This is a genomic window from Rhodococcus sp. MS16, assembly GCF_013277795.1.
GTDB classification, from domain to species: Bacteria; Actinomycetota; Actinomycetes; order Mycobacteriales; family Mycobacteriaceae; genus Rhodococcus_F; species Rhodococcus_F globerula.
Genome location: NZ_VBTM01000006.1, coordinates 196828 through 215364, shown reverse-complemented (window position 1 = coordinate 215364; position 18537 = coordinate 196828). Strand labels below are relative to the sequence as shown.

The window sequence follows — 18537 nt, the reverse complement described above, 5'->3', positions numbered from 1 at the left end:
AGATTGGCCGCGGTGATCAGAACCCACAGGATGTGAGCCAGGAATGACCGACCGAGCACCACACAATTCCGAAAGCCTCGACGAAGCGACGTTACTCACGCGCCTTCGCGAGGCTTTTTTCACACATATCGACGAGGGTGACAGCGGCGATGTGATCAACGGCCGATCCAATCGCGTACTGAAAGCGCATCTCGAACTCGGGCGCACTCGGGTGCCGGGCACGGCGGTGTGGCGGGTCTATCGTCCCTGGGATCCGGCGAAGTTGGGTGCGGCGATCCAGATCGTCAACGACGACATGTCGCTGTTGGTCGAATCCATCACCGCGCTGCTCAATCGCCTAGGTGTGGGTATCAGTCAGTACGCCCATCCGATCCTTCGAGCGGATCGGGACAATTCGGGCAATTTGAAGTCTTTGGGAGACACCGGTATCCAGGAATCCTGGATGCACGTGCAGTTGGACGCGGCAGCGCAGGATTTCGAACTCGACGCCATCGAAGAACACCTGGGCAAGGTGTTGGCCGATGTCCGCGTCGTCGCCGACGACACCCCGTCCATGACTGCCCTGCAATTGAGTATCGCCGACGAACTCGAGGCGTCGGCAGCCTCGGCTACCGGCCGCGTCTCGTCGGAAGAATTCTCCGACACGGCAGGCCTCCTGCGGTGGATGGCTGCCGGCAACTATGCCGTGCTCGGCTATCGACGGTTCGTCGGCACTGCAGACGGCTCCCGCACGGTGGACGGCAGTGGACTCGGTGTGCTCCGATCCGACGCCGTCACCGACGGTCCGATGAGCCTGCCGCCGGTTGCCGATCTCCCGGATCGGCCGCTGCTCGTCCTGACCCAGGGGTCGTTCCCCGCCACCGTTCACCGCGCCGTGTATCCGTACTTCGTCGGGGTGTCGATACTCGACGACGACGGAAACATCGTGGGGGAGCACAGGTTCCTCGGCGTCTTCACCGTGGTGGCCCTCCACGAAAACGTTCTTGCCATTCCGCTGATCGAGCGCCGGGTGCGCGAGGTGATCAGCCGCGCCGGTGTCGACCTCGATTCGTATTCCGGCCAGGCGATGCTCGAGGTCATTCAGTCCTTCCCCCGCACGGAGTTGTTTTCCAGCGACACCGACACCTTGTTCGAGACTGTTCACGCGGTGCACAGCATCGGCCTGCGTCGTCAGGTGCGGCTGTTCGTTCGCGAAGACACGTTCGGTCGGTTTGTCTCCTGCCTGGTGTACCTGCCACGCGACCGCTACACAACGCGTGTCCGGTTGGCGATGCAGCACACGCTCTGGAGTGAATTCGGTCCAGGCACAGTGGATTACACAGCCAGGGTGAGTGAGAACGACCTTGCTTTGCTGCATGTGACGATCCGGCGTGAGCCTGGCAGCGCACCGATTCGACTCGATGTGTCCGAAGAAAACCGTGAACGCGTTCAGGCGCTGCTGACCGAAGTCAGTCGTAGTTGGGACGACCGCATCACCGATCTCGTCCGTGAGCGCTCCGACCTCGATCTGGAATTGGTGCAGCGGTACATCCGGGTTCTTCCCGACGGATACAAGGAGGACTTCGAGCCCTCTCGCGCGTTGTCCGATATCTCTCGGCTCGAAGCGTTGGCTCCCGGTTCGATCGACGTGTTGCTCTATCGCGGTGAGGATTCCGAACCAGGTCAGTGGCGGTTCACGCTGTTTGTCGGCGGCGACGCCATTTCGCTGAGCCAGGTTCTCCCGGTACTGCAGTCGCTCGGTGTCGAGGTGCTCGACGAACGGCCACACGTGGTCCAGCGACTCGACGGGGTGAAGTGCTGGATCTACGATTTCGGGTTGTCTGTACCGGCGGAATTGCGGGCATCCGTGCAGCCGGATCTCGACACCCAAGTGCCACTCGAAACCAGCACGGTAGCGCTGACCGAGGTGCAGAAGCGGTTCACCGCGGCGTTCGGTGCCGTGTGGTTCGGGCGCGCCGAGGCTGACCGGTTCAACGAACTTGTACTGCGGGCAGGATTGACGTGGCGGCAGGCAGTCATCCTGCGGGCTTACGCAAAATACTTGCGGCAGGCTACTTTTCCGTACAGTCAGTTTCATATCGAGGGGATCGCACTGTCGCACCCGCGGACTGCGGCGGCGCTGGTGGAACTTTTCGAAGCGAAGTTCGATCCGAACTTGACTGGTGGGAAGCGTATCGAGGAGTTGGAGGCGCAACTGCGGGCCTCGATCGACGAAGTTCTCAGCCTCGATGCCGACCGCATCCTGCGGGGAATGTTCTCGCTGGTGAAGGCAACGCTGCGCACCAACTTCTATGTCCTGGATACGGATGGGCGCTCGCGCGGGTATCTGTCGATCAAGCTTGATCCTTCTCGGATCAGTGAATTGCCGAAGCCCAGGCCGGCTTTCGAGATCTTTGTGTACTCGCCGGAGGTTGAGGGAGTGCACCTGCGGTTCGGCGCGGTGGCCCGTGGTGGTCTGCGGTGGTCGGACCGTCGGGAAGATTTCCGGACCGAAGTGCTTGGCCTCGTGAAGGCGCAGGCGGTCAAGAACGCGGTCATCGTCCCCGTTGGTGCCAAGGGCGGATTTGTCGTGAAGAACCCGCCGGTCCCGACCGGAGATCCGGCAACCGATCGCAGTGCCACACTCGAATCCGGCAAAGCCTGCTACCGGACTTTCATCTCGGGTCTGCTCGACATCACGGACAACGTTCATCCTGAGACCGGGGAAGTGGTGACGCCGGATCGGGTCGTGCGACTCGACGACGAGGATCGATACCTTGTCGTCGCCGCGGACAAGGGGACGGCATCATTCTCGGACCTGGCGAATTCCGTTGCTGCGCAGTACAACTTCTGGCTCGGCGACGCATTTGCCTCGGGTGGTTCGGTGGGATACGACCACAAGGGAATGGGGATCACCGCTCGCGGCGCGTGGGAAAGCGTCAAGCGGCACTTCCGGGAAATCGGTGTCGACACGCAGTCCGAGGACTTCACCGTAGTCGGAGTCGGGGACATGAGCGGCGACGTATTCGGAAACGGTATGTTGCTGAGCCGTCACATCCGACTGGTCGGGGCATTCGATCACCGGCACATCTTCCTCGACCCCAACCCGGATGCCGCGCGATCATTTGTCGAGCGTGGCCGACTCTTCGAACTTCCGCGATCGTCGTGGGCGGATTACGACGCCAGCCTGATCAGCGACGGCGGCGGTGTGTGGGACCGTACCGTCAAGTCCGTCCCCATCGCCGAAAGTGTGCGCGTTGCCCTGGGGTTGGACGAGGGAGTCACCAAACTCTCGCCGCCCGAATTGATGCGCGCAATCCTGTCCGCACCGGTAGATCTGCTGTGGAACGGCGGCATCGGTACCTATATCAAGGCGTCGGCCGAAACCAACGCGCAGGTCGGCGACAAGAGCAACGATGCGGTCCGTGTCGACGGCGCTGACCTACGGGTCAAGGTGGTCGGCGAGGGCGGCAATCTCGGTGTGACGGCGCTGGGGCGAATCGAGTTCAGTGCCAACGGCGGACACATCAATACCGACGCGATCGACAACTCGGCGGGTGTGGACTGCTCCGACCACGAGGTCAATATCAAGATCCTGCTCGACACGTTGGTTCGCTCGGGCGCGCTCCCCGCAGATGAGCGGAACCCGTTGTTGGCCTTGATGACCGACGATGTTGCGCGCCTCGTTCTGGCGGACAACATCGCCCAGAATGCTCTGCTGGGTATTTCGCGGGTCACGGCCCCGCAAATGCTTGCCGTCCACCGGCGGCAGATCAGCGATCTGAGCGCTACACGCGGACTCGATCGCGCACTGGAGGCGCTACCGACTAACAAGGAGATCGATCGGCGCCTGTCTATCGGATCCGGTTTGACGTCACCGGAATTGGCGACTCTCACCGCGCATGTGAAGCTCGCGCTCAAGGACGATCTGCTCGCCACGGAGTTGCCGGACAACGAGTACTTCGCGCAACAGATTCCCGGATATTTCCCGAATGCCGTGCGCGATCGGTTTGCCGCGCAGATCAAGGACCACCCACTGCGCCGACAGATCGTGGCGACCATGCTGGTCAACGAGGTCATCGACAACGGCGGAATCACCTACGCGTACCGGCTTGCGGAGGAAACCGGCGCCAGCAGTACGGATTCGATTCGGGCGTACGCAGCCGTCCGTGAGGTGTTTGCGCTCGACGACGTGTGGGGGCGGATTCGTTCGGCCGGACTCGCAGCTGATCTCGAGAACGATCTGATCGTGGAAACGTGCAGACTCCTCGACCGAGCCTCGCGGTGGTTTCTCGCCAATCGGCCACAGCCCATCGCGGTGGGGGCAGAAGTGTCTCGCTACTCCGCGGCCTACCGGTCGACGGCACCCCTTGTTCCCGATTTGCTTGCCGGCCATCAATTGACGGATCTGCTTTCCCGGGCCCAATCAGTCATCGACCGTGGGGCCCCCGAAGCTCTGGCGCTCGAAGTCTTCCGGCTCCTGGACGTGTACTGCCTCCTCGACATCGCGGATATCGCCGACATCGCCGAGCACGACATCGCGGAAGTCGCGCAGCTCTACTACGCGCTTGACGCGCATCTCGGAATCGACTGGCTGCTCACGGCCGTGTCCGGACTCGAGCGTGGGGATCGCTGGCATTCACTGGCCCGGCTGGCGTTGCGTGACGATCTGTACAGCTCGTTGCGGCAGCTCACGATGGAAGTGCTCGTCGGCGGTGAGCCGGGAGAATCGCCGCAGGAAAAGATCGACGAATGGGAAGCGACCAACGCGTCGAGGCTGAGCCGGGCGAGGGCCGCTCTCGGTGAGATCTTCGAGTCTGGGACGCTTGACCTCGCGACGCTCTCGGTAGCGGCGCGGCAGGTTCGCAGCATGGTGCGCAGCATGGGCACCCGATCGGAGGTAGGGCGTTGAGCGAAGGATTTCATGCCGACGTGGCGGTTCGATGGTCCGACATGGACGTCTTCCAACACGTCAACCATGCGCGCATGGTGACACTGCTCGAAGAAGCTCGGATTCCGTGGCTGTTCCACGACGGATGTCCGACGGTGTCATTGCGTGACGGTGCGGTTGTCGCGGATCTGCATGTGCGGTATCGGGGGCAGCTGCGGCACGACGATTCACCGCTCGACGTGTTGATGTGGGTGGAAAAGATTCGAGCCGTGGACTTTACGATCGGATACGAGGTGCGCCCCAAGTCGGCGGGACTCTCGGTCGCGCCGTCCATCGTCGCGTCGACGCAGATCGCGGCGTTCGATATCGATACGCAACGACTGCGGCGGCTCAGTGGTCCCGAGCGTGGGTACCTGGAGCGTTGGCAGCGTGCATGAGCGAATGCTGACCGTGCCCGATGAAGCCGAGCGCAAGAACTTGGCCGGCTTCATCGGGCACGCGTTGCGGTTGGACGAATCGGCCGTCATCAGGATGCGTCGACGCGGCCCGGATCACGTGAGTGTGTGGGCAGCAACAGGGTTCGACGCCCTGGCGACGCGCACTATCGTCGGTACCGTCAATCCCGACGACACCTCGGCGGCCGGGGATACCTTGTTGGCTGCACTGTCCCACGCATCCGGTGAACTGATCGATCCGGGATTCTCGATGGACTCGGCGTGGCGTGGAGCGCTGCCGCCGGCCGAAGGATTCGAGCACCTCGACGATGTCCCGGCGCACGTCTTGATCGAATTGGCCCAGCGCGGAAATGCTTTGGCGCAGGAGCACGGCAGCAGTTCGGGACCGCCCGTCTCGTTGCTCGATCAAGAGGTGCTCGAGGTCAGTGGGCCGAGCATCACGGCCGGGATCTCGATGCGGGCGATATTTGCGCTGACCGCAATGGGATTCGTCGATGTGAACCGAATCAATGAGACGGAGTTGGTGCGGGTTCGGGCCAGTAGATCGTGGATTCGTCTCGACGCGCGCTTCGGTTCGATCTATCGCCACCGCGGCGGGTCGATTCCGCTGATGGTGGCTCGCTAGCTAGCTGTTACGCAGTGTCCCTGCCGTCAACAAGCCGAGGGCCGCGAGGACGGTGGCCATGCCGAGCATGGCCACTGTGGTGATGGTCTCGCCGAGAACCACTGCGCCGAGAATAGCTGCGACTACCGGCTCGAGCAGCGTCAGCGTTGCGACGGTTGCCGGGTTGAGGTGTCGCAGTGCCGCAGCGAAGAGCAGGTAGGCCAACACGGTCGGAACCACAACGAGGTACACCACCGCGGTTGCCCCGGCGCCGGTATCGAGCCCACCTGGCCACTGCCAGATCAGGATCGGTAGTAGGAGGATCCCACCGATGCCGAACATCTGACCCATCGCGCCCTGCGTGGACACTACCGCCGTGATCATGTGTGCGCCGGCAACGGTGTAGATCGCGTAGCCCAGTCCGGCGATGAGTGCCGGCACCGCGCCACCAAGTACTGCAGTACGCCGGTGAACGCCGGACCTGATCCCAGTGCGATCATCGTGCCTGCCGCAACTCCCGCCGCCTGCACTCCGGTGAAGAACCCCAATTGATATGCGGCGACACCGAATCCGCCCGTGAGCGCGGATCGGCTGGTCGAGCGAGTGAACCCGAGGCCGCCGCGCGCGTACGCAAACACCGCGAGGATCAGGCCAGCGAGAACCACCCGCGCGGAACCGACGGCCAGGGGATCGAGGTCGTATCCGAGGCTTTCCGAGGCCAAGGCCTGTGCGGTTCCGGTGGTTCCGAACAGCACGGCCGCGGCTACAACGGCCAGGACCGATCCCCGGTGAGTTGAGGTCCGACTCAGATCAGCCACGCAGCGGTGTTGACGGGCAACAGACCGTCGACCAGGGGAGCGCTGCTGAGGATAACGTCGCCGGCGGGCAGGGAAATAGGCACATCCGACGTGTTGAGGGCACAGATCAGACCGCCCCGTCGACGAAACGCCAGGCACCCGGGAGGGCTCCCGTACCAGTCGATATCCGCACCCGAGATCTCCGGCCGGGACGAACGCAATTCGAGGGCGCTGCGGTACAGCGAGAGCATCGAATCGACGTCCTCGAGTTGAGCCTCGACGGTCAGCGTCGACCACTCGGGCGGCATCGGTAACCACGTGCTCGAGGCGGTGGTGAAGCCGAAGGGCGGAGCGGCTCCTTCCCACGGCAACGGCACTCGGCATCCGTCGCGACCACGCTCGGCGTGACCGGAGCGTTCCCACACCGGATCCTGCAGGGCATCGTCGGGAAGATCGACGTTTGGCAGTCCGAGTTCGGCGCCGTTGTAGATGAAGGCGGCACCGGGCAGTGCAAGCTCGACCAAGGCCATCGCCCGTGCGCGCAGAGTTCCGATCTGGCCTCCGCCGTAGCGGGTGACCTCACGTTCGACATCGTGATTGGAGAGCGTCCACGTGGGAACACCGCCGACCTCGGCTACGGCGGCGAGGGAGTTCTCCACCGCTGCCCGCACGGATTCCGCCGCGAACTCGGTTTCTGCCAACCGGAAGTTGAATCCGAGGTGAAGCTCGTCCGGACGGATGTACTCACCGAAGCGCTCGTTGTCGCGAACCCAGATCTCTCCCACGGTCATAGCCTCGGGGAATTCGTTCATGACCTTGCGGATTCCGCGGTGGATCTGGTGGACCTCCGGATTGTTGAATCGCGGGTCGTCGTCGTCGTTGCGCATGAGCTCGTTGAGATCCCAGTCATGGTCCGGCAAACCCTCCGGCTTGGCCATTCCGTGGGCGACATCGATCCGAAATCCGTCGATACCCCGGCTGAGCCAGAAGCGCAGAGTCTTGGCCAGATCCTCGAAAACCTCCGGGTTGTCCCAGTTCAGATCGGGCTGTTCCTTCGCGAAGATGTGGAGGTACCACTGCCCAGGGTTTCCGTCGGCATCGGTGATGCGGGTCCAGGCCGGGCCGCCGAAGATGCTTGGCCAGTTGTTGGGTGGTTCGGTGCCGTTCTCACCCTTGCCGTCGCGGAAGATGTAGCGGGATCGTTCCGGGGAACCTGGTGCCGAGTCCAGCGCAGCTTGGAACCATTCGTGCTGGTCGCTGGTGTGGTTGGGGACCAAGTCCATCGTGATCTTGATATCGCGCTCATGTGCGGCGCTGATCAGTGAATCCATCGCGGCAATGTCGCCGAACAGGGGATCGATGTCACGCGGGTCGGAGACGTCGTACCCGTGATCGGCCATCGGCGAGCGCATGACCGGACTCAACCAGAGGGCGTCGACGCCCAGCAGTTCCAGGTACCCGAGTTTGTCCTCGATTCCGCCGAGGTCACCGATGCCGTCGCCGTTGGAATCGGCAAAAGATCGCGGATAGATCTGGTAGAAAACTGCCTCGTTCCACCAAGGCGGAGTGGACGGGTTGGTAACGGTCGAATCCGCGGGGCTACTCACAAGTTCTCATAGTGCCAAACCTCGAGCACTCGCACGACTTGGACACGGCTGTTTGGTGGTTCTTTACCTCACCTTGGTGTACTTTCCAGGAGCGAAGACTCTGCCGTCGGCAATCTTTGCGCTACCGATTTCTCGAGGGGGGAAAATCATGAGTTTGTCGGCAATCGAAGCAGTGAGTCTGGACCAACTTCCGTTGAACGACGATCCGATCAACGCGGACTGGATCATTTCCGGGGATCCGGTCGCCCGCGCCGCGCAATGGTCTGCCAGCAAGGACGGCACCACGACAACGCACGTGTGGGACTGCACCAAAGGGCGGTTCCGGTGGTACTTCAGCGCCGACGAGATCGTTCAGATCCTCGAAGGATCGGTGACGGTCGAGTCCGCGGGGGTCGAGAAGCGCACTCTGTCTGTCGGTGACGCCGCGCTCTTCCGCGCCGGCAGTTGGTCGGAATGGCACGTCGAGGATTACGTCCGCAAACACGCGATTCTGAGCGTGCCGCTACACCCGAGCGTGTCGTTCGGTGTTCGGGCTGTCCGCAAGCTCGGACGAATGGTCAGACGCTAGCGGTTCAGATGGCGGAATTGACCATGGACGCTGCAGCAATCTCCATGTAATCGATCAACTGTTGGCGATGTGCGGCGTCCAAGGTCTTCTCGTCGATGGACGCGATCGCAACGTGCATGCAGCGTAGCCACGCGTCCCGCTCGATCGGGCCGATCACGAACGGATTGTGCCGCATCCGCAAGCGAGGGTGTCCGCGCTCGTCGGAGTAGGTGTGCGGGCCGCCCCAGTACTGCTCGAGAAACATCCGCATGCGGCGCTCGGCTGGACCGAGATCCTCTTCCGGATACAGCGGGCGAACAACCTCGTCCCTTGCGACTTCCTCGTAAAACCGCGCGGTGAGCTTGTGAAACGTCTCGGCTCCGCCGACGGCGTCGTAGAAGGTCTGCTGTACGTCATTCATGGCGTGTTCCATTGTGCCTGATGGCGGGCGTGGTCGGTTTCCGGGTCGACCGGAGGTCCGTTCACCCGAAATTCACCGGCAATCCGAGCAATTTTGTGCGAAATGGGAGTGCGTAACCGGAATATCCGTGGTCAACTTGGGGGCAGTCTCCCGGAGGTCGTATGAAGAACCGACACGCTGCACGAAATCACCGACAACTTCAGCCCGCTGGCGGCCGTGGTGCCATCGCTCGCGCAGACGCGCGGCATGAGCACGCGTCAGGGGCTGTTCTGGAAGTTGTTCCTGACGGATTCGGTCAGACCACCGAGTTCGCCACGGATCACGTGGTCCCCGAGTGGATCAAACGCCGAGTGCTACTACTCAATGTCACCTACGAACCGCTGACGGCCCTGCCGGCACGACGGGCCGTGGTCTTGATGGCCTGCGGTAAAGCCGACACGGTTCACGAAGACGAATTCGGACCCATAGTCCACTCTGCGGACTGGTCGGTGCAGGTGCCATCGGTCATTCGCCTACGAACTTATGTGCGCGTCCCGTACCGCGCCCGTATTCCCATGACCCGCGCGGCACTGATGCATCGTGACCATTTCCGATGTGCGTACTGCGGCGCAAAGGCCGAGACCATCGATCACGTGGTACCGCGCAGTCGCGGCGGCGGGCATTCATGGGAGAACTGTGTAGCGTGCTGCGCGCCGTGCAACCACCGCAAAGCCGACAAGATGCTCAGCGAACTGGGGTGGACACTGCGCGCGGAATTGGTTCCGCCCTCCGGTCCGCACTGGCGATTGCTGGCCGCAACCAAGGAACTGCACCCGTCGTGGGTGCCGTATCTCGGTGTCGGTGCCGCCTGACTCGAACTGCCCGGAACAAATTGCTCGATAATTTGTGGCCCTGACGCTGTCCTTCCTGGCGTTCTGGGCTACGTTATCTGGTGTGAGCATTCTCGAGGTAGTACTGATATACGTTGGGATCCCGGCCCTGATCACCGCCTTCTTCGCGGGTGCGTCCTTCCTCGGGAAGAAGACGCCGGGTCCGGTTCCGCCGGCGTTCCATCTGGGTGAGTCGTGGGATCACGCCCCCATCCTGTGGAGTGCTGTCGACGAAGTGACCGTTCGCGGCGGTCACCACGGCAGCGCACACGCGATCGAAGCCGGCTCGGCTGATCTGATTGGAGGAACCGCAAGTGGCAAGTGGTGATCATTCGACAGCGGTCGCAGTAGCGCCCGAAAACCTGCCCGTTGGCAGCGTCATCACGACCAGTGGCCGTATCTCCGGCGTGCATCGTGTGGGAGAGCCGTTCGTTGACGACCTTCCGTTCACGACCAAGGACCTGGTAGCCCTCGACGTCGCGCTGACCGAGGCCACCCGTTCCACCAAGGTGCGTTTCAATGCGTACGTCGGCGACCTGGGCGCAGACCCGGCCGCCGGTGCCGACGCACTGTTCCCGACCACACCTGAGGCGGAGCGTTCGGTTCTCATCGCCGTATCGCCCAACCAGCGTGTCGTCGAGGTCCGCAGTGGCCGCGTCGTTGCCGATCGGGTCACCGACCGCGTTGCGCAGCTCGGCGCAACCGCAGCGGTGAGCTCCATCAGTGAAGGAAACCTGATCGACGGACTGATCAGCGGAATCCGTGTCATGGCAGCAGCAATCTCTGCGCCGTAGTTCCTCTGCGCCGTAGTTCGCAGTCCTTGCAGTAAGGCCGGTGCCCGCCTCGATTTCCTCGAGGCGGGCACCGGCCTTGTGTATCAGCTTGCGTCGAACTTTCGGGCGGTGAGCGATCGAACTACACCGGCCTGGCCCTCTACGACAAGGCGACGCAGCGCGGGAGGAATGTCGCCCTCGAGGAAACGATCAGCCGCTGCGACGGACTCTTCACTGACCGACCACGACGGGTACAGACCGACGACGACGGTCTGCGCTACCTCACTCGAGCGGCGTTCCCACACGCCGGCGATGTCGTCGAAATAGCGCGAGACAAACGGTTCGAGGAGATCGTCCTGTCCTTCGCGGGCGAAACCACCGATGATGGACCGCGCCGTGATGTTGGGCACCGAATCGTCGCCGACCACCTTTGCCCACACCTGCTCCTTCACCGCAGCTTGCGGTCGACCGGCAGCTGCGGCAGCGGCCTGCCTGGCACCTGCCGCAGTCGGGTCGCGCAAGGCCTCGGCGTCGATGAACGGGGTCTCCAGCCCCTCGGCATCCACTTCGCCTGCCGCGGCGAGAGCTCCGACAATGCGCCACCGCAGATCGGTGTCGACAACCAGACCGTCGAGGCCGACGGTCGCGGGGTCGGCGTCGAGCAATTCGTTCAGGACCTCGGTGTGCCACGGGGAGAGTGCAACTCCGGTGAGCGCGTTGACAAATGCGAGTTGGTGATCGGAACCGGCCTCGGCTTCGCGGGCAAGTTCGAGAAGCCGGTTGGCGAAGTCCGCCCAGCCTTCGGCTGCAGCCCAGACCGGATCGGCGTAGCTTCCGATGGCGGTCTGTGCTTGGAGCAGGAGGCGTTGAACCACACCGACCTCGGTTTCGGCGCTGATGCCTCGCTGAACCAGAGCGACAAAATCGCGGGCCTTGAGTTCGGCCTGACGAGTCATCTCCCACGCTGCGGACCAGACCAGAGTGCGGGGGAGTGATTCGGCGATGTCGCCGACGCGCTCGATTGCCGTCGAGAGGGACTGCGGATCGAGTCGCACCGAGCAGTACGTCAGGTCGTCGTCGTTGAGCAGAATCAATTGACCGCGATGAACTCCGAGAAGCTCAGGAACATCGGTGGTTTCGGCGGCGTCGAGATCGAGTTCGACGCGGCGGCTCCGCACGAGCTTGCCGTCGACGTCGTCGTAGATGCCGACCGCGATGCGATGAACACGTCGCTCACCGGCGCCGGGAGCTGCGCCGTCCTGCAACACGGCAAAACGGGTGAACTTTCCGTCTGCGTCGACGTCGAAGTCAGGGCGCAGGATGTTGAGGCCGGTGGTCTTGAGCCACTGGGTTCCCCAGTCGGAAAGGTCGCGGCCGGAGGACTTTTCGAGAGCGCCGAGGAGGTCGTCGAAGGTGGCGTTGCCGAATGCGTGCTCACGGAAGTACTCCCGCAGTCCTGCGAGGAAGGGGTCGAGGCCGACGTAGGCCACCAATTGCTTGAGAACGCTGGCGCCCTTGGCATACGTGATGCCGTCGAAGTTGACCTCGACTGCCGCCAGGTCCGGGATGTCGGCGGCGATGGGGTGAGTGGACGGCAACTGGTCCTGACGGTAAGCCCACGACTTCTCGACGTTGGCAAAGGTTGTCCAGGCGTTCTTGTACTCGGTGGCCTCGGTCTGGCAGAGCACAGACGCGAAAGTCGCAAAGGATTCGTTGAGCCACAGGTCGTCCCACCACGTCATGGTGACGAGGTCGCCGAACCACATGTGGGCCATTTCGTGAAGCACGGTTTCGGAACGACGCTCGTACGAGTAGCGAGTGACCTTGGACCGGAAGACGTAGTCCTCCAGGAACGTCACCGCTCCCGCGTTCTCCATCGCGCCTGCGTTGAACTCCGGGACGAACAACTGGTCGTACTTCCCGAAGGCATACGGCACACCGAAGTTGCGGTGGTAGAAATCGAAGCCCTGCTTGGTTTCGGTGAACAGGCGCTCTTCGTCCATGAACTCGGCAAGCGAAGCGCGGCAGAAGATTCCGAGGGGGATGTTGCCGTGCTCGTCGGAGTAGTTGTCGGTCCACACGGCGTACGGGCCGGCGATGAGCGCAACGAGGTACGTGCTCATCTTCGGTGTTGTGCGGAAGACATGCTTGCCGGGATCGGCGGCCAGGGACTCTACGACGGCGGAGTTGGAGATGACCTTCCACGAGGTCGGCGCAGTGACACGGACATCGAACGTCGCCTTGAGATCCGGCTGATCGAAACACGCGAACATGCGCTTGGCGTCGGCGGTCTCGAACTGCGAGTACAGGTACACGGCGCTGTCCGTCGGGTCGACGAAGCGGTGCAGACCCTCTCCGGTGTGCGAGTACACACAGTCGGCCTCGACCACCAGTTCGTTGCTCGCGGCGAGGTCCGTCAAGGCTATTCCGGTGGCCTCGTCGTAGTCGGAAATATCGATCGGGGTGCCGTTGAGCACTGCGGAATGAACTCGGGCAGCGATGATGTCGATGAAACTGCTCGAGCCGGCGGTGGCCGAGAAGGTCACGGTGGTCTTGGAGAAGAACGTCTCCTCACCAGGGGCATCACTGCCGTCGGTGAGATCGAGTTCGATCAGGTAGTTGTCGACGGTCAGCAGCGCTGACCGTTCGGCTGCCGTCTCGCGTGTCAGGTTCGGTGCGGCCACGAAGATCTCCTCGTCGATGGTGTGGATCTTTATGAGTCCATCCCATCACGGCGGGGACTACTTCGTGATCGCGGACGCCTCCGTCAATGGAACCGAGGGATCTGCCAGGCGCTTCGGATCCACCGGTGCACTCGACGCCACCAACTCCTTGATTGCGTCACCGGCATCCCAGATGTTGACGTTCATTCCCGCCAGAACCTTGTTGTCGCCGTCGAGCCAGAAGGCCAGGAACTCGCGGTTGTCGACGTCACCGCGGGTGACCACGGAGACGTAGCTGCCATGCGGAGCGTGCCCGACGTACTCCATTCCGAGGTCGTACTGGTCGGTGAAGAAATACGGCATCCGCACGTACTCGGCCGGTTTGCCGAGCATGGTGTCCGCGGCTGTCGCCGGTTGGTTGAGAGCATTTGCCCAGTGCTCCACCCGGATTCGCGCGTTCAGGATCGGGTGCGTCGCCGCCGCGATATCGCCGATCGCCACGACGTCTGGGTCGCTGCTCTGCAGACCCGCGTCGACGAGGACTCCGCCGTCGACCTCGATACCGGCGGCCGTGGCCAACTCGGTGTTGGGGAGGGCGCCCACAGCGATCAGGACGGCGTCGGCGGGAACTACGCTGCCGTCGGCCAGGGTGACGCCGGAAGCAACTCCGTCTGTCACCGCGATGGACTTCACGTCGGTGCTCGTTCGTAGGTCAACGCCGTTCGCGCGGTGCAGTGCCGCAAACACTTCGCCCATCTCCGGCCCCAGCGTTGCTTCGAGGGGAAGACTCGCATGCTCGAGGATCGTCACCCCGACACCGAATCCGCGCGCGGACGCGGCGATTTCCAGGCCGATCCAGCCGGCGCCCACCACAACCAGTTTCTTGTCCGCGGACAGAGCCTTCAGCAGCGACGACGCCTGGTCGATGGTGCGGATGTAGTGCACGCCGTCGGCGTCCGCCCCTGGAATGTCGAGTCGCCGAGAACGCGAACCGGTGGCGAGCGCCAGTTTGTCGTACGAGAGCGTGGAACCGTCGGGGAGAGTCACGGTGTGCGCAACGGGGTCGAAAGCGGTTGCGGTTGTTCCGGGCCGCAGGTCCACGTGCTGATCGCGGAACCATTCACCGTCGTGGACCGTGAATTCCGGGAGGGTCTTCTTGCCCGCAAAGAACTCCTTGGACAGCGGTGGACGCTCGTACGGCAGATGGTCCTCTTCGCTCAGAAGGACGATGTCTCCGTCGAAGTCCCGCTCTCGCAGGGCCTCCGCAGTTTTTGCTCCGGCCAAGCCGCCGCCGATGATGACGAATCTCCGATTTGCGCTCATGGTTGAACCACTCCTTCGCACTCGTGTTCTTTCGACATTACTGGTGAGAGAAGGTGGTTCGGGAGTATGTGGGAAGGATTGGTGGGGGATGATTGTTGCCATGGCGGGGTACGCAATTTTTCGTTCCCGCTAGGACCGTGACCGATAGGGAGTTGTTTACGTGAGTGCAGTCGAGAACAAGAGTGCCGACCGAGCTGATTTCTGGTTCGATCCTCTGTGCCCGTGGTGCTGGATCACCTCGCGGTGGATCCTCGAAGCGCAGCAGGTGCGCAACATCGACGCGAAATTCCACGTCATGAGCCTGGCCGTCCTCAACGAAGGACGTGACCTGCCCGAGGAGTACCGCGAGATGATGACCAAGGCATGGGGACCGGTGCGCGTCGCAATCGCCGCTGCGAAGCTGAAGGGCGACGACATCCTGCTGCCGCTGTACACGGCCATGGGAACCAAGATCCACAACGAAGGCAACAAGGACTTTGCCGACGTCATCAAGCGTTCACTCGACGAGGTCGGACTCCCGGCTGAACTTGCCGACGCAGCCGAGTCGACCGAGTACGACGAAGCCCTGCGTGAGAGCCATCATCACGGCATGGACGCGGTTGGCCCCGACGTCGGAACTCCCACCATCCACGTCAACGGCGTTGCCTTCTTCGGCCCGGTTCTCTCGCGCATCCCGCGCGGCGAGGACGCAGGACGAGTGTGGGACGGCGCAGTTGCGCTGGCGAGCTACCCGCACTTCTTCGAACTCAAGCGCACGCGCAACGAAGACCCCCAGTTCGACTGAGTCCAGCAGTGTGAGGGCCGGGTGCGCGCCGGGGGATGAGCCTGAGAGAATTGTCCCCATGCGCGTATACCTGGGTGCCGACCATGCCGGATTCGAACGTAAGAACGAGATCATCGAACATCTCACAGCCAATGGCCACGAGGCCATCGACTGTGGTGCTCACGAGTACGACGCCGTGGACGACTACCCGGCATTCTGCATCGAGGCAGCCAAGCGGGTAGTCGCCGACGAGGGAAGCCTGGGCATCGTCCTCGGCGGAAGCGGCAACGGCGAGCAGATCGCCGCGAACAAGGTTCCCGGCGCCAGGTGCGCTTTGGCGTGGAGCGTCGAAACCGCCAAGCTGGCCCGCGAGCACAACAAGGCACAGCTCATCGGCATCGGTGGACGCATGCATTCCCTCGAGGAATCGCTTGCCATCGTCGACGCCTTCCTTGCCACCGAGTGGTCAGGCGAAGAGCGTCACCAGCGCCGCATCGACATCCTCTCGGAGTACGAGAAGACCGGCGTCGCACCGGCATTGCCGCAGGCCTGATCGAGAAGTAGTCCCGTGCCAGAAGGTCATACCCTGCATCGACTGGCACGGTTGCATGCCAAGAAGTTTGTCGGTTCACCAGTGCGCGTACTCAGCCCGCAGGGGCGATTTGCCACGGACGCGGCTCTGGTGGACGGGCATGTACTCACGTCGTCGGATGCCTGGGGCAAACACCTGTGGCACACATACGACAATGGTCTGATCGTCCACGTACACCTCGGTTTGTACGGAAAGTTCACCGACAGTGCCCTCCCGATGGAAGAACCGGTGGGGCAGGTCCGGATGCGAATGGTCGGTGCCGGCTTCGGCACCGACCTTCGTGGTCCCACCGCCTGTGAAGTCTTGCTGCCGCCGCAAGTAGCCGCTATCGAAGCCAGGCTCGGCCCCGATCCACTGCGCCGCGACGCGGATCCGCAGAAGGCGTGGGCGCGAATCTCGAAGTCCAAGACGGCAATCGGCGCACTGCTCATGGACCAGGCAGTGCTGGCCGGGGTCGGCAACGTCTACCGCGCCGAATTGCTGTTCCGTCACGGCATCAACCCCGAACGCCCCGGCAACCTCGTCACCCACGACGAATGGGCTGCCATGTGGGCGGACCTCGTCGAACTCATGAAGGTCGGCGTGCGTCGCGGAAAAATGCACGTCGTGCGCGCCGAGCACGACAACGGCGATCCGGCCTACGCCAAGGATCGCCCACGCACCTACGTCTACCGGCGCGCGGGATCACCCTGCCGGGTCTGCGGGTCACCGGTCCTGCATTCCGTCATGAAGGCACGAAACCTGTTCTGGTGCCCGGTGTGTCAGGCTGTGTAGACGACCTTGCGGTCTAGAAGTCCATGCCGCCGAAGTCCATCCCGCCTCCGTCGCCGAATCCGCTGTCGCCGAATCCGCTGTCACCTGAGTCGTAGCCCTGGTCGCCTTGGTCGTAGCTCTGATCGCCGGCGTCGCCTTGGCTTTGATCACCTGCATCTGCGCCTTGATCTGCGTCGGTATCACCGCCCGCTGCGAAAGCCTCTGCGCCGTAAGGAACTCCGGCCATCCCGGAGAACATGGTCGAGAACAGCATCATCGAACCCAGGCCCCAGGCGCCTGCGACGAGGGCGGGCTTCCACCACGGCTCGGAGTACCAACCGGCCGGAACGGGCCGGCCGGCGACGCGACCGCCGGGGTAGTAGTTGGGGGTACGCGACGACGGGGTAGGCGATGCCGCGACCTTGCGGCCCTCGAACTCGACCTCGCGGGACTCGGTCACCGCGCCGGCGGCTTTCTGGCCGTCGATGGTGGGAACGTCAGGACCCGGATCCATTCCCATGGCGACTCGTGCCGCGCGAATGTAGTAAAGCCCTTCCAGCGCAGTCTGTTTCGCGAGACGCGCTTGAACCGGGGTAGCTGCCTGATCGATCTGCGAGCCCGCCGCTGTGTAGCGCTCGGCTGCGTCGGCGAGTGCTTGCCGTGACGGTTCGTCGGTGCCGGTGAGGTTGTACACCTGACCGCCGAGACGCTCGATTGCCTGCCTGGCATCAGCTTTGGCGTCGTCGAGTTGTGTCGCGCTGTGGGTGGAACCGCGTTGCTGGCTCTTCATGACCAGGAACACGACAACAGCCAGAACGACGAGAATGAGAAGAATCGTGGTCACGGGTGGCCTCCGAGCAGTATCGATCCGGACAACTCCAGGATACGGATCGCTGCAACAAAAAATCCGCACCGGCGAGGCCGATGCGGATCTTTGTGGAAGTTTCCCTCCGATGGAGGGGATGACGGGAATCGAACCCGCGTGATCAGTTTGGAAGACTGAGGCTCTACCATTGAGCTACATCCCCGTGCACACGCGAACTCGGGATCGCCGTGTTCGTCGTCTGCGATTCGAAACTGTACCCAATGCGGGTGCGGATTTCATAATCGGGGGGCCGAAAGCCTTCTCACCAGGGGAATCTCCGGCGAGGGTGTAGTCGAGGGGTCGGTCGCGCCGGTGCGGCCGGAGTTTCGAGCCGGATGCAGGCTGCACGTGCTTACGGCTATCCGTGTACAAATGGTGGGCGGGTTCGTGAGAGAGTAGTGAGCGCGATAAGGTTTGGCGCAGTCGCAAGTACGCGGCTGTTTTCGCGAGCGTGTTCGTAAGAAGCATGTTTGCGAGTAACGGGATGTAGCGCAGCTTGGTAGCGCATCCGCTTTGGGAGCGGAGGGTCGCAGGTTCAAATCCTGTCATCCCGACAAGTACGTATACGAGACTCCACTACTGCACACGCAGGAGTGGAGTGTCGTGCAAGACCACACGAGCAAGACCGAAAACCT

Annotated in this window: 17 protein-coding genes and 2 tRNA genes; 11 read left to right on the top strand and 8 right to left on the bottom strand. The window is 62.8% G+C overall.

The genetic code is table 11. The features are described 5' to 3' along the window. The first annotated feature begins 43 nt into the window (after positions 1-43). From FEZ60_RS18785 to FEZ60_RS18775, 3 genes are read left to right on the top strand one after another with little or no spacing between them, the layout of a single operon-like run. Positions 44-4891 carry an NAD-glutamate dehydrogenase gene (locus FEZ60_RS18785; RefSeq protein ID WP_172936718.1) on the top strand — a complete coding sequence of 1616 codons (4848 nt, stop codon included), beginning with the start codon at positions 44-46 and terminating at the stop codon, positions 4889-4891. Beyond that, positions 4888-5307 (top strand): thioesterase family protein, encoded by a 420-nt coding sequence (locus tag FEZ60_RS18780; RefSeq protein WP_033232832.1) that lies wholly within the window; start codon positions 4888-4890, stop codon positions 5305-5307. Before FEZ60_RS18785 ends, FEZ60_RS18780 begins: the two co-directional genes overlap by 4 nt. Further along, on the top strand, positions 5300-5950 hold the full coding sequence (locus FEZ60_RS18775) for a hypothetical protein (protein WP_033232834.1): 651 nt from the start codon (positions 5300-5302) through the stop codon (positions 5948-5950). The genes FEZ60_RS18780 and FEZ60_RS18775 overlap by 8 nt, the downstream gene beginning before the upstream one ends. Here FEZ60_RS18775 and FEZ60_RS32565 read toward each other — a convergent pair whose 3' ends face one another. The 3 genes from FEZ60_RS32565 to FEZ60_RS18765 are packed head-to-tail and all read right to left on the bottom strand — an operon-like array spanning position 5951 to position 8333. Then, positions 5951-6370 carry a DMT family transporter gene (locus FEZ60_RS32565; protein ID WP_346343385.1) on the bottom strand — a complete coding sequence of 140 codons (420 nt, stop codon included), beginning with the start codon at positions 6368-6370 and terminating at the stop codon, positions 5951-5953. Further along, a complete protein-coding gene (locus FEZ60_RS32560; RefSeq protein ID WP_230590054.1) occupies positions 6310-6747 on the bottom strand; it encodes an EamA family transporter in 438 nt (145 codons plus the stop codon). The genes FEZ60_RS32565 and FEZ60_RS32560 overlap by 61 nt, the downstream gene beginning before the upstream one ends. Continuing rightward, a complete protein-coding gene (locus FEZ60_RS18765; protein ID WP_033232836.1) occupies positions 6735-8333 on the bottom strand; it encodes a glycoside hydrolase family 13 protein in 1599 nt (532 codons plus the stop codon). The genes FEZ60_RS32560 and FEZ60_RS18765 overlap by 13 nt, the downstream gene beginning before the upstream one ends. A 148-nt stretch (positions 8334-8481) precedes the next feature. On the opposite strand from FEZ60_RS18765, the gene FEZ60_RS18760 reads away from it, so the two are divergent. Beyond that, entirely contained in the window at positions 8482-8901 is a 420-nt protein-coding gene (locus tag FEZ60_RS18760; protein WP_033232838.1) for a cupin domain-containing protein, read from the top strand. A 4-nt stretch (positions 8902-8905) separates the two neighbouring features. On the opposite strand, the gene FEZ60_RS18755 is transcribed toward FEZ60_RS18760, so the two are convergent. Beyond that, complete coding sequence (locus FEZ60_RS18755; protein WP_172936717.1) at positions 8906-9301, bottom strand: globin; 396 nt, start codon at positions 9299-9301, stop codon at positions 8906-8908. 161 nt (positions 9302-9462) lie between these two features. Here FEZ60_RS18755 and FEZ60_RS18750 point away from each other — a divergent pair, with 161 nt between their 5' ends. The 3 genes from FEZ60_RS18750 to FEZ60_RS18740 all read left to right on the top strand — a co-directional run bounded on the left by FEZ60_RS18750 (position 9463) and on the right by FEZ60_RS18740 (position 10964). Continuing rightward, the gene (locus FEZ60_RS18750) at positions 9463-10152 is read left to right on the top strand and encodes an HNH endonuclease (protein ID WP_172936716.1); all 690 of its coding nucleotides are present in this window, start codon (positions 9463-9465) and stop codon (positions 10150-10152) included. 82 nt (positions 10153-10234) lie between these two features. Continuing rightward, positions 10235-10498 carry a hypothetical protein gene (locus FEZ60_RS18745; protein WP_033233164.1) on the top strand — a complete coding sequence of 88 codons (264 nt, stop codon included), beginning with the start codon at positions 10235-10237 and terminating at the stop codon, positions 10496-10498. Then, positions 10485-10964: a DUF5130 family protein gene (locus FEZ60_RS18740; RefSeq protein WP_033232840.1), complete on the top strand. Its 480-nt coding sequence runs from the start codon at positions 10485-10487 to the stop codon at positions 10962-10964. Before FEZ60_RS18745 ends, FEZ60_RS18740 begins: the two co-directional genes overlap by 14 nt. An 83-nt stretch (positions 10965-11047) precedes the next feature. Here FEZ60_RS18740 and pepN read toward each other — a convergent pair whose 3' ends face one another. Next, positions 11048-13627, bottom strand: coding sequence for an aminopeptidase N (gene pepN / locus FEZ60_RS18735; protein ID WP_172936715.1), 2580 nt, complete (start codon positions 13625-13627; stop codon positions 11048-11050). Between the two features lie 57 nt (positions 13628-13684). Then, positions 13685-14929 (bottom strand): FAD-dependent oxidoreductase, encoded by a 1245-nt coding sequence (locus FEZ60_RS18730; RefSeq protein WP_095885895.1) that lies wholly within the window; start codon positions 14927-14929, stop codon positions 13685-13687. Positions 14930-15089: 160 nt separating this feature from the next. On the opposite strand from FEZ60_RS18730, the gene FEZ60_RS18725 reads away from it, so the two are divergent. From FEZ60_RS18725 to FEZ60_RS18715, 3 genes are read left to right on the top strand one after another with little or no spacing between them, the layout of a single operon-like run. Next, positions 15090-15713, top strand: coding sequence for a DsbA family protein (locus tag FEZ60_RS18725; RefSeq protein ID WP_033232846.1), 624 nt, complete (start codon positions 15090-15092; stop codon positions 15711-15713). Positions 15714-15771: 58 nt separating this feature from the next. Then, a complete protein-coding gene (locus FEZ60_RS18720) occupies positions 15772-16245 on the top strand; it encodes a ribose-5-phosphate isomerase (RefSeq protein ID WP_033232848.1) in 474 nt (157 codons plus the stop codon). Positions 16246-16260: 15 nt separating this feature from the next. Then, positions 16261-17058 carry an Fpg/Nei family DNA glycosylase gene (locus FEZ60_RS18715; RefSeq protein ID WP_172936714.1) on the top strand — a complete coding sequence of 266 codons (798 nt, stop codon included), beginning with the start codon at positions 16261-16263 and terminating at the stop codon, positions 17056-17058. A 13-nt stretch (positions 17059-17071) separates the two neighbouring features. Here the strand turns inward: FEZ60_RS18715 and FEZ60_RS18710 are convergent, their stop codons facing one another. Together FEZ60_RS18710 and FEZ60_RS18705 are read right to left on the bottom strand one after the other, a co-directional pair. After that, entirely contained in the window at positions 17072-17827 is a 756-nt protein-coding gene (locus FEZ60_RS18710; protein WP_045067886.1) for a hypothetical protein, read from the bottom strand. Positions 17828-17991: 164 nt separating this feature from the next. Beyond that, positions 17992-18065: transfer RNA gene (locus FEZ60_RS18705), tRNA-Gly, on the bottom strand. Between the two features lie 317 nt (positions 18066-18382). Here FEZ60_RS18705 and FEZ60_RS18700 point away from each other — a divergent pair. Further along, a tRNA-Pro gene (locus tag FEZ60_RS18700) sits at positions 18383-18456 on the top strand. Positions 18457-18537 lie beyond the last annotated feature (81 nt).

Excerpts from the sequence above, each read along its gene's own strand:
- FEZ60_RS18710 (WP_045067886.1), bottom strand. The coding sequence starts at position 17,827 with ATGAAGAGCCAGCAACGCGGTTCCACCCACAGCGCGACACAACTCGAC.
- FEZ60_RS18760 (WP_033232838.1), top strand. The coding sequence starts at position 8,482 with ATGAGTTTGTCGGCAATCGAAGCAGTGAGTCTGGACCAACTTCCGTTG.
- FEZ60_RS18730 (WP_095885895.1), bottom strand. The coding sequence starts at position 14,929 with ATGAGCGCAAATCGGAGATTCGTCATCATCGGCGGCGGCTTGGCCGGA.
- FEZ60_RS18755 (WP_172936717.1), bottom strand. The coding sequence starts at position 9,301 with ATGAATGACGTACAGCAGACCTTCTACGACGCCGTCGGCGGAGCCGAG.
- FEZ60_RS18750 (WP_172936716.1), top strand. The coding sequence starts at position 9,463 with ATGAAGAACCGACACGCTGCACGAAATCACCGACAACTTCAGCCCGCT.
- FEZ60_RS18720 (WP_033232848.1), top strand. The coding sequence starts at position 15,772 with ATGCGCGTATACCTGGGTGCCGACCATGCCGGATTCGAACGTAAGAAC.
- FEZ60_RS18785 (WP_172936718.1), top strand. The coding sequence starts at position 44 with ATGACCGACCGAGCACCACACAATTCCGAAAGCCTCGACGAAGCGACG.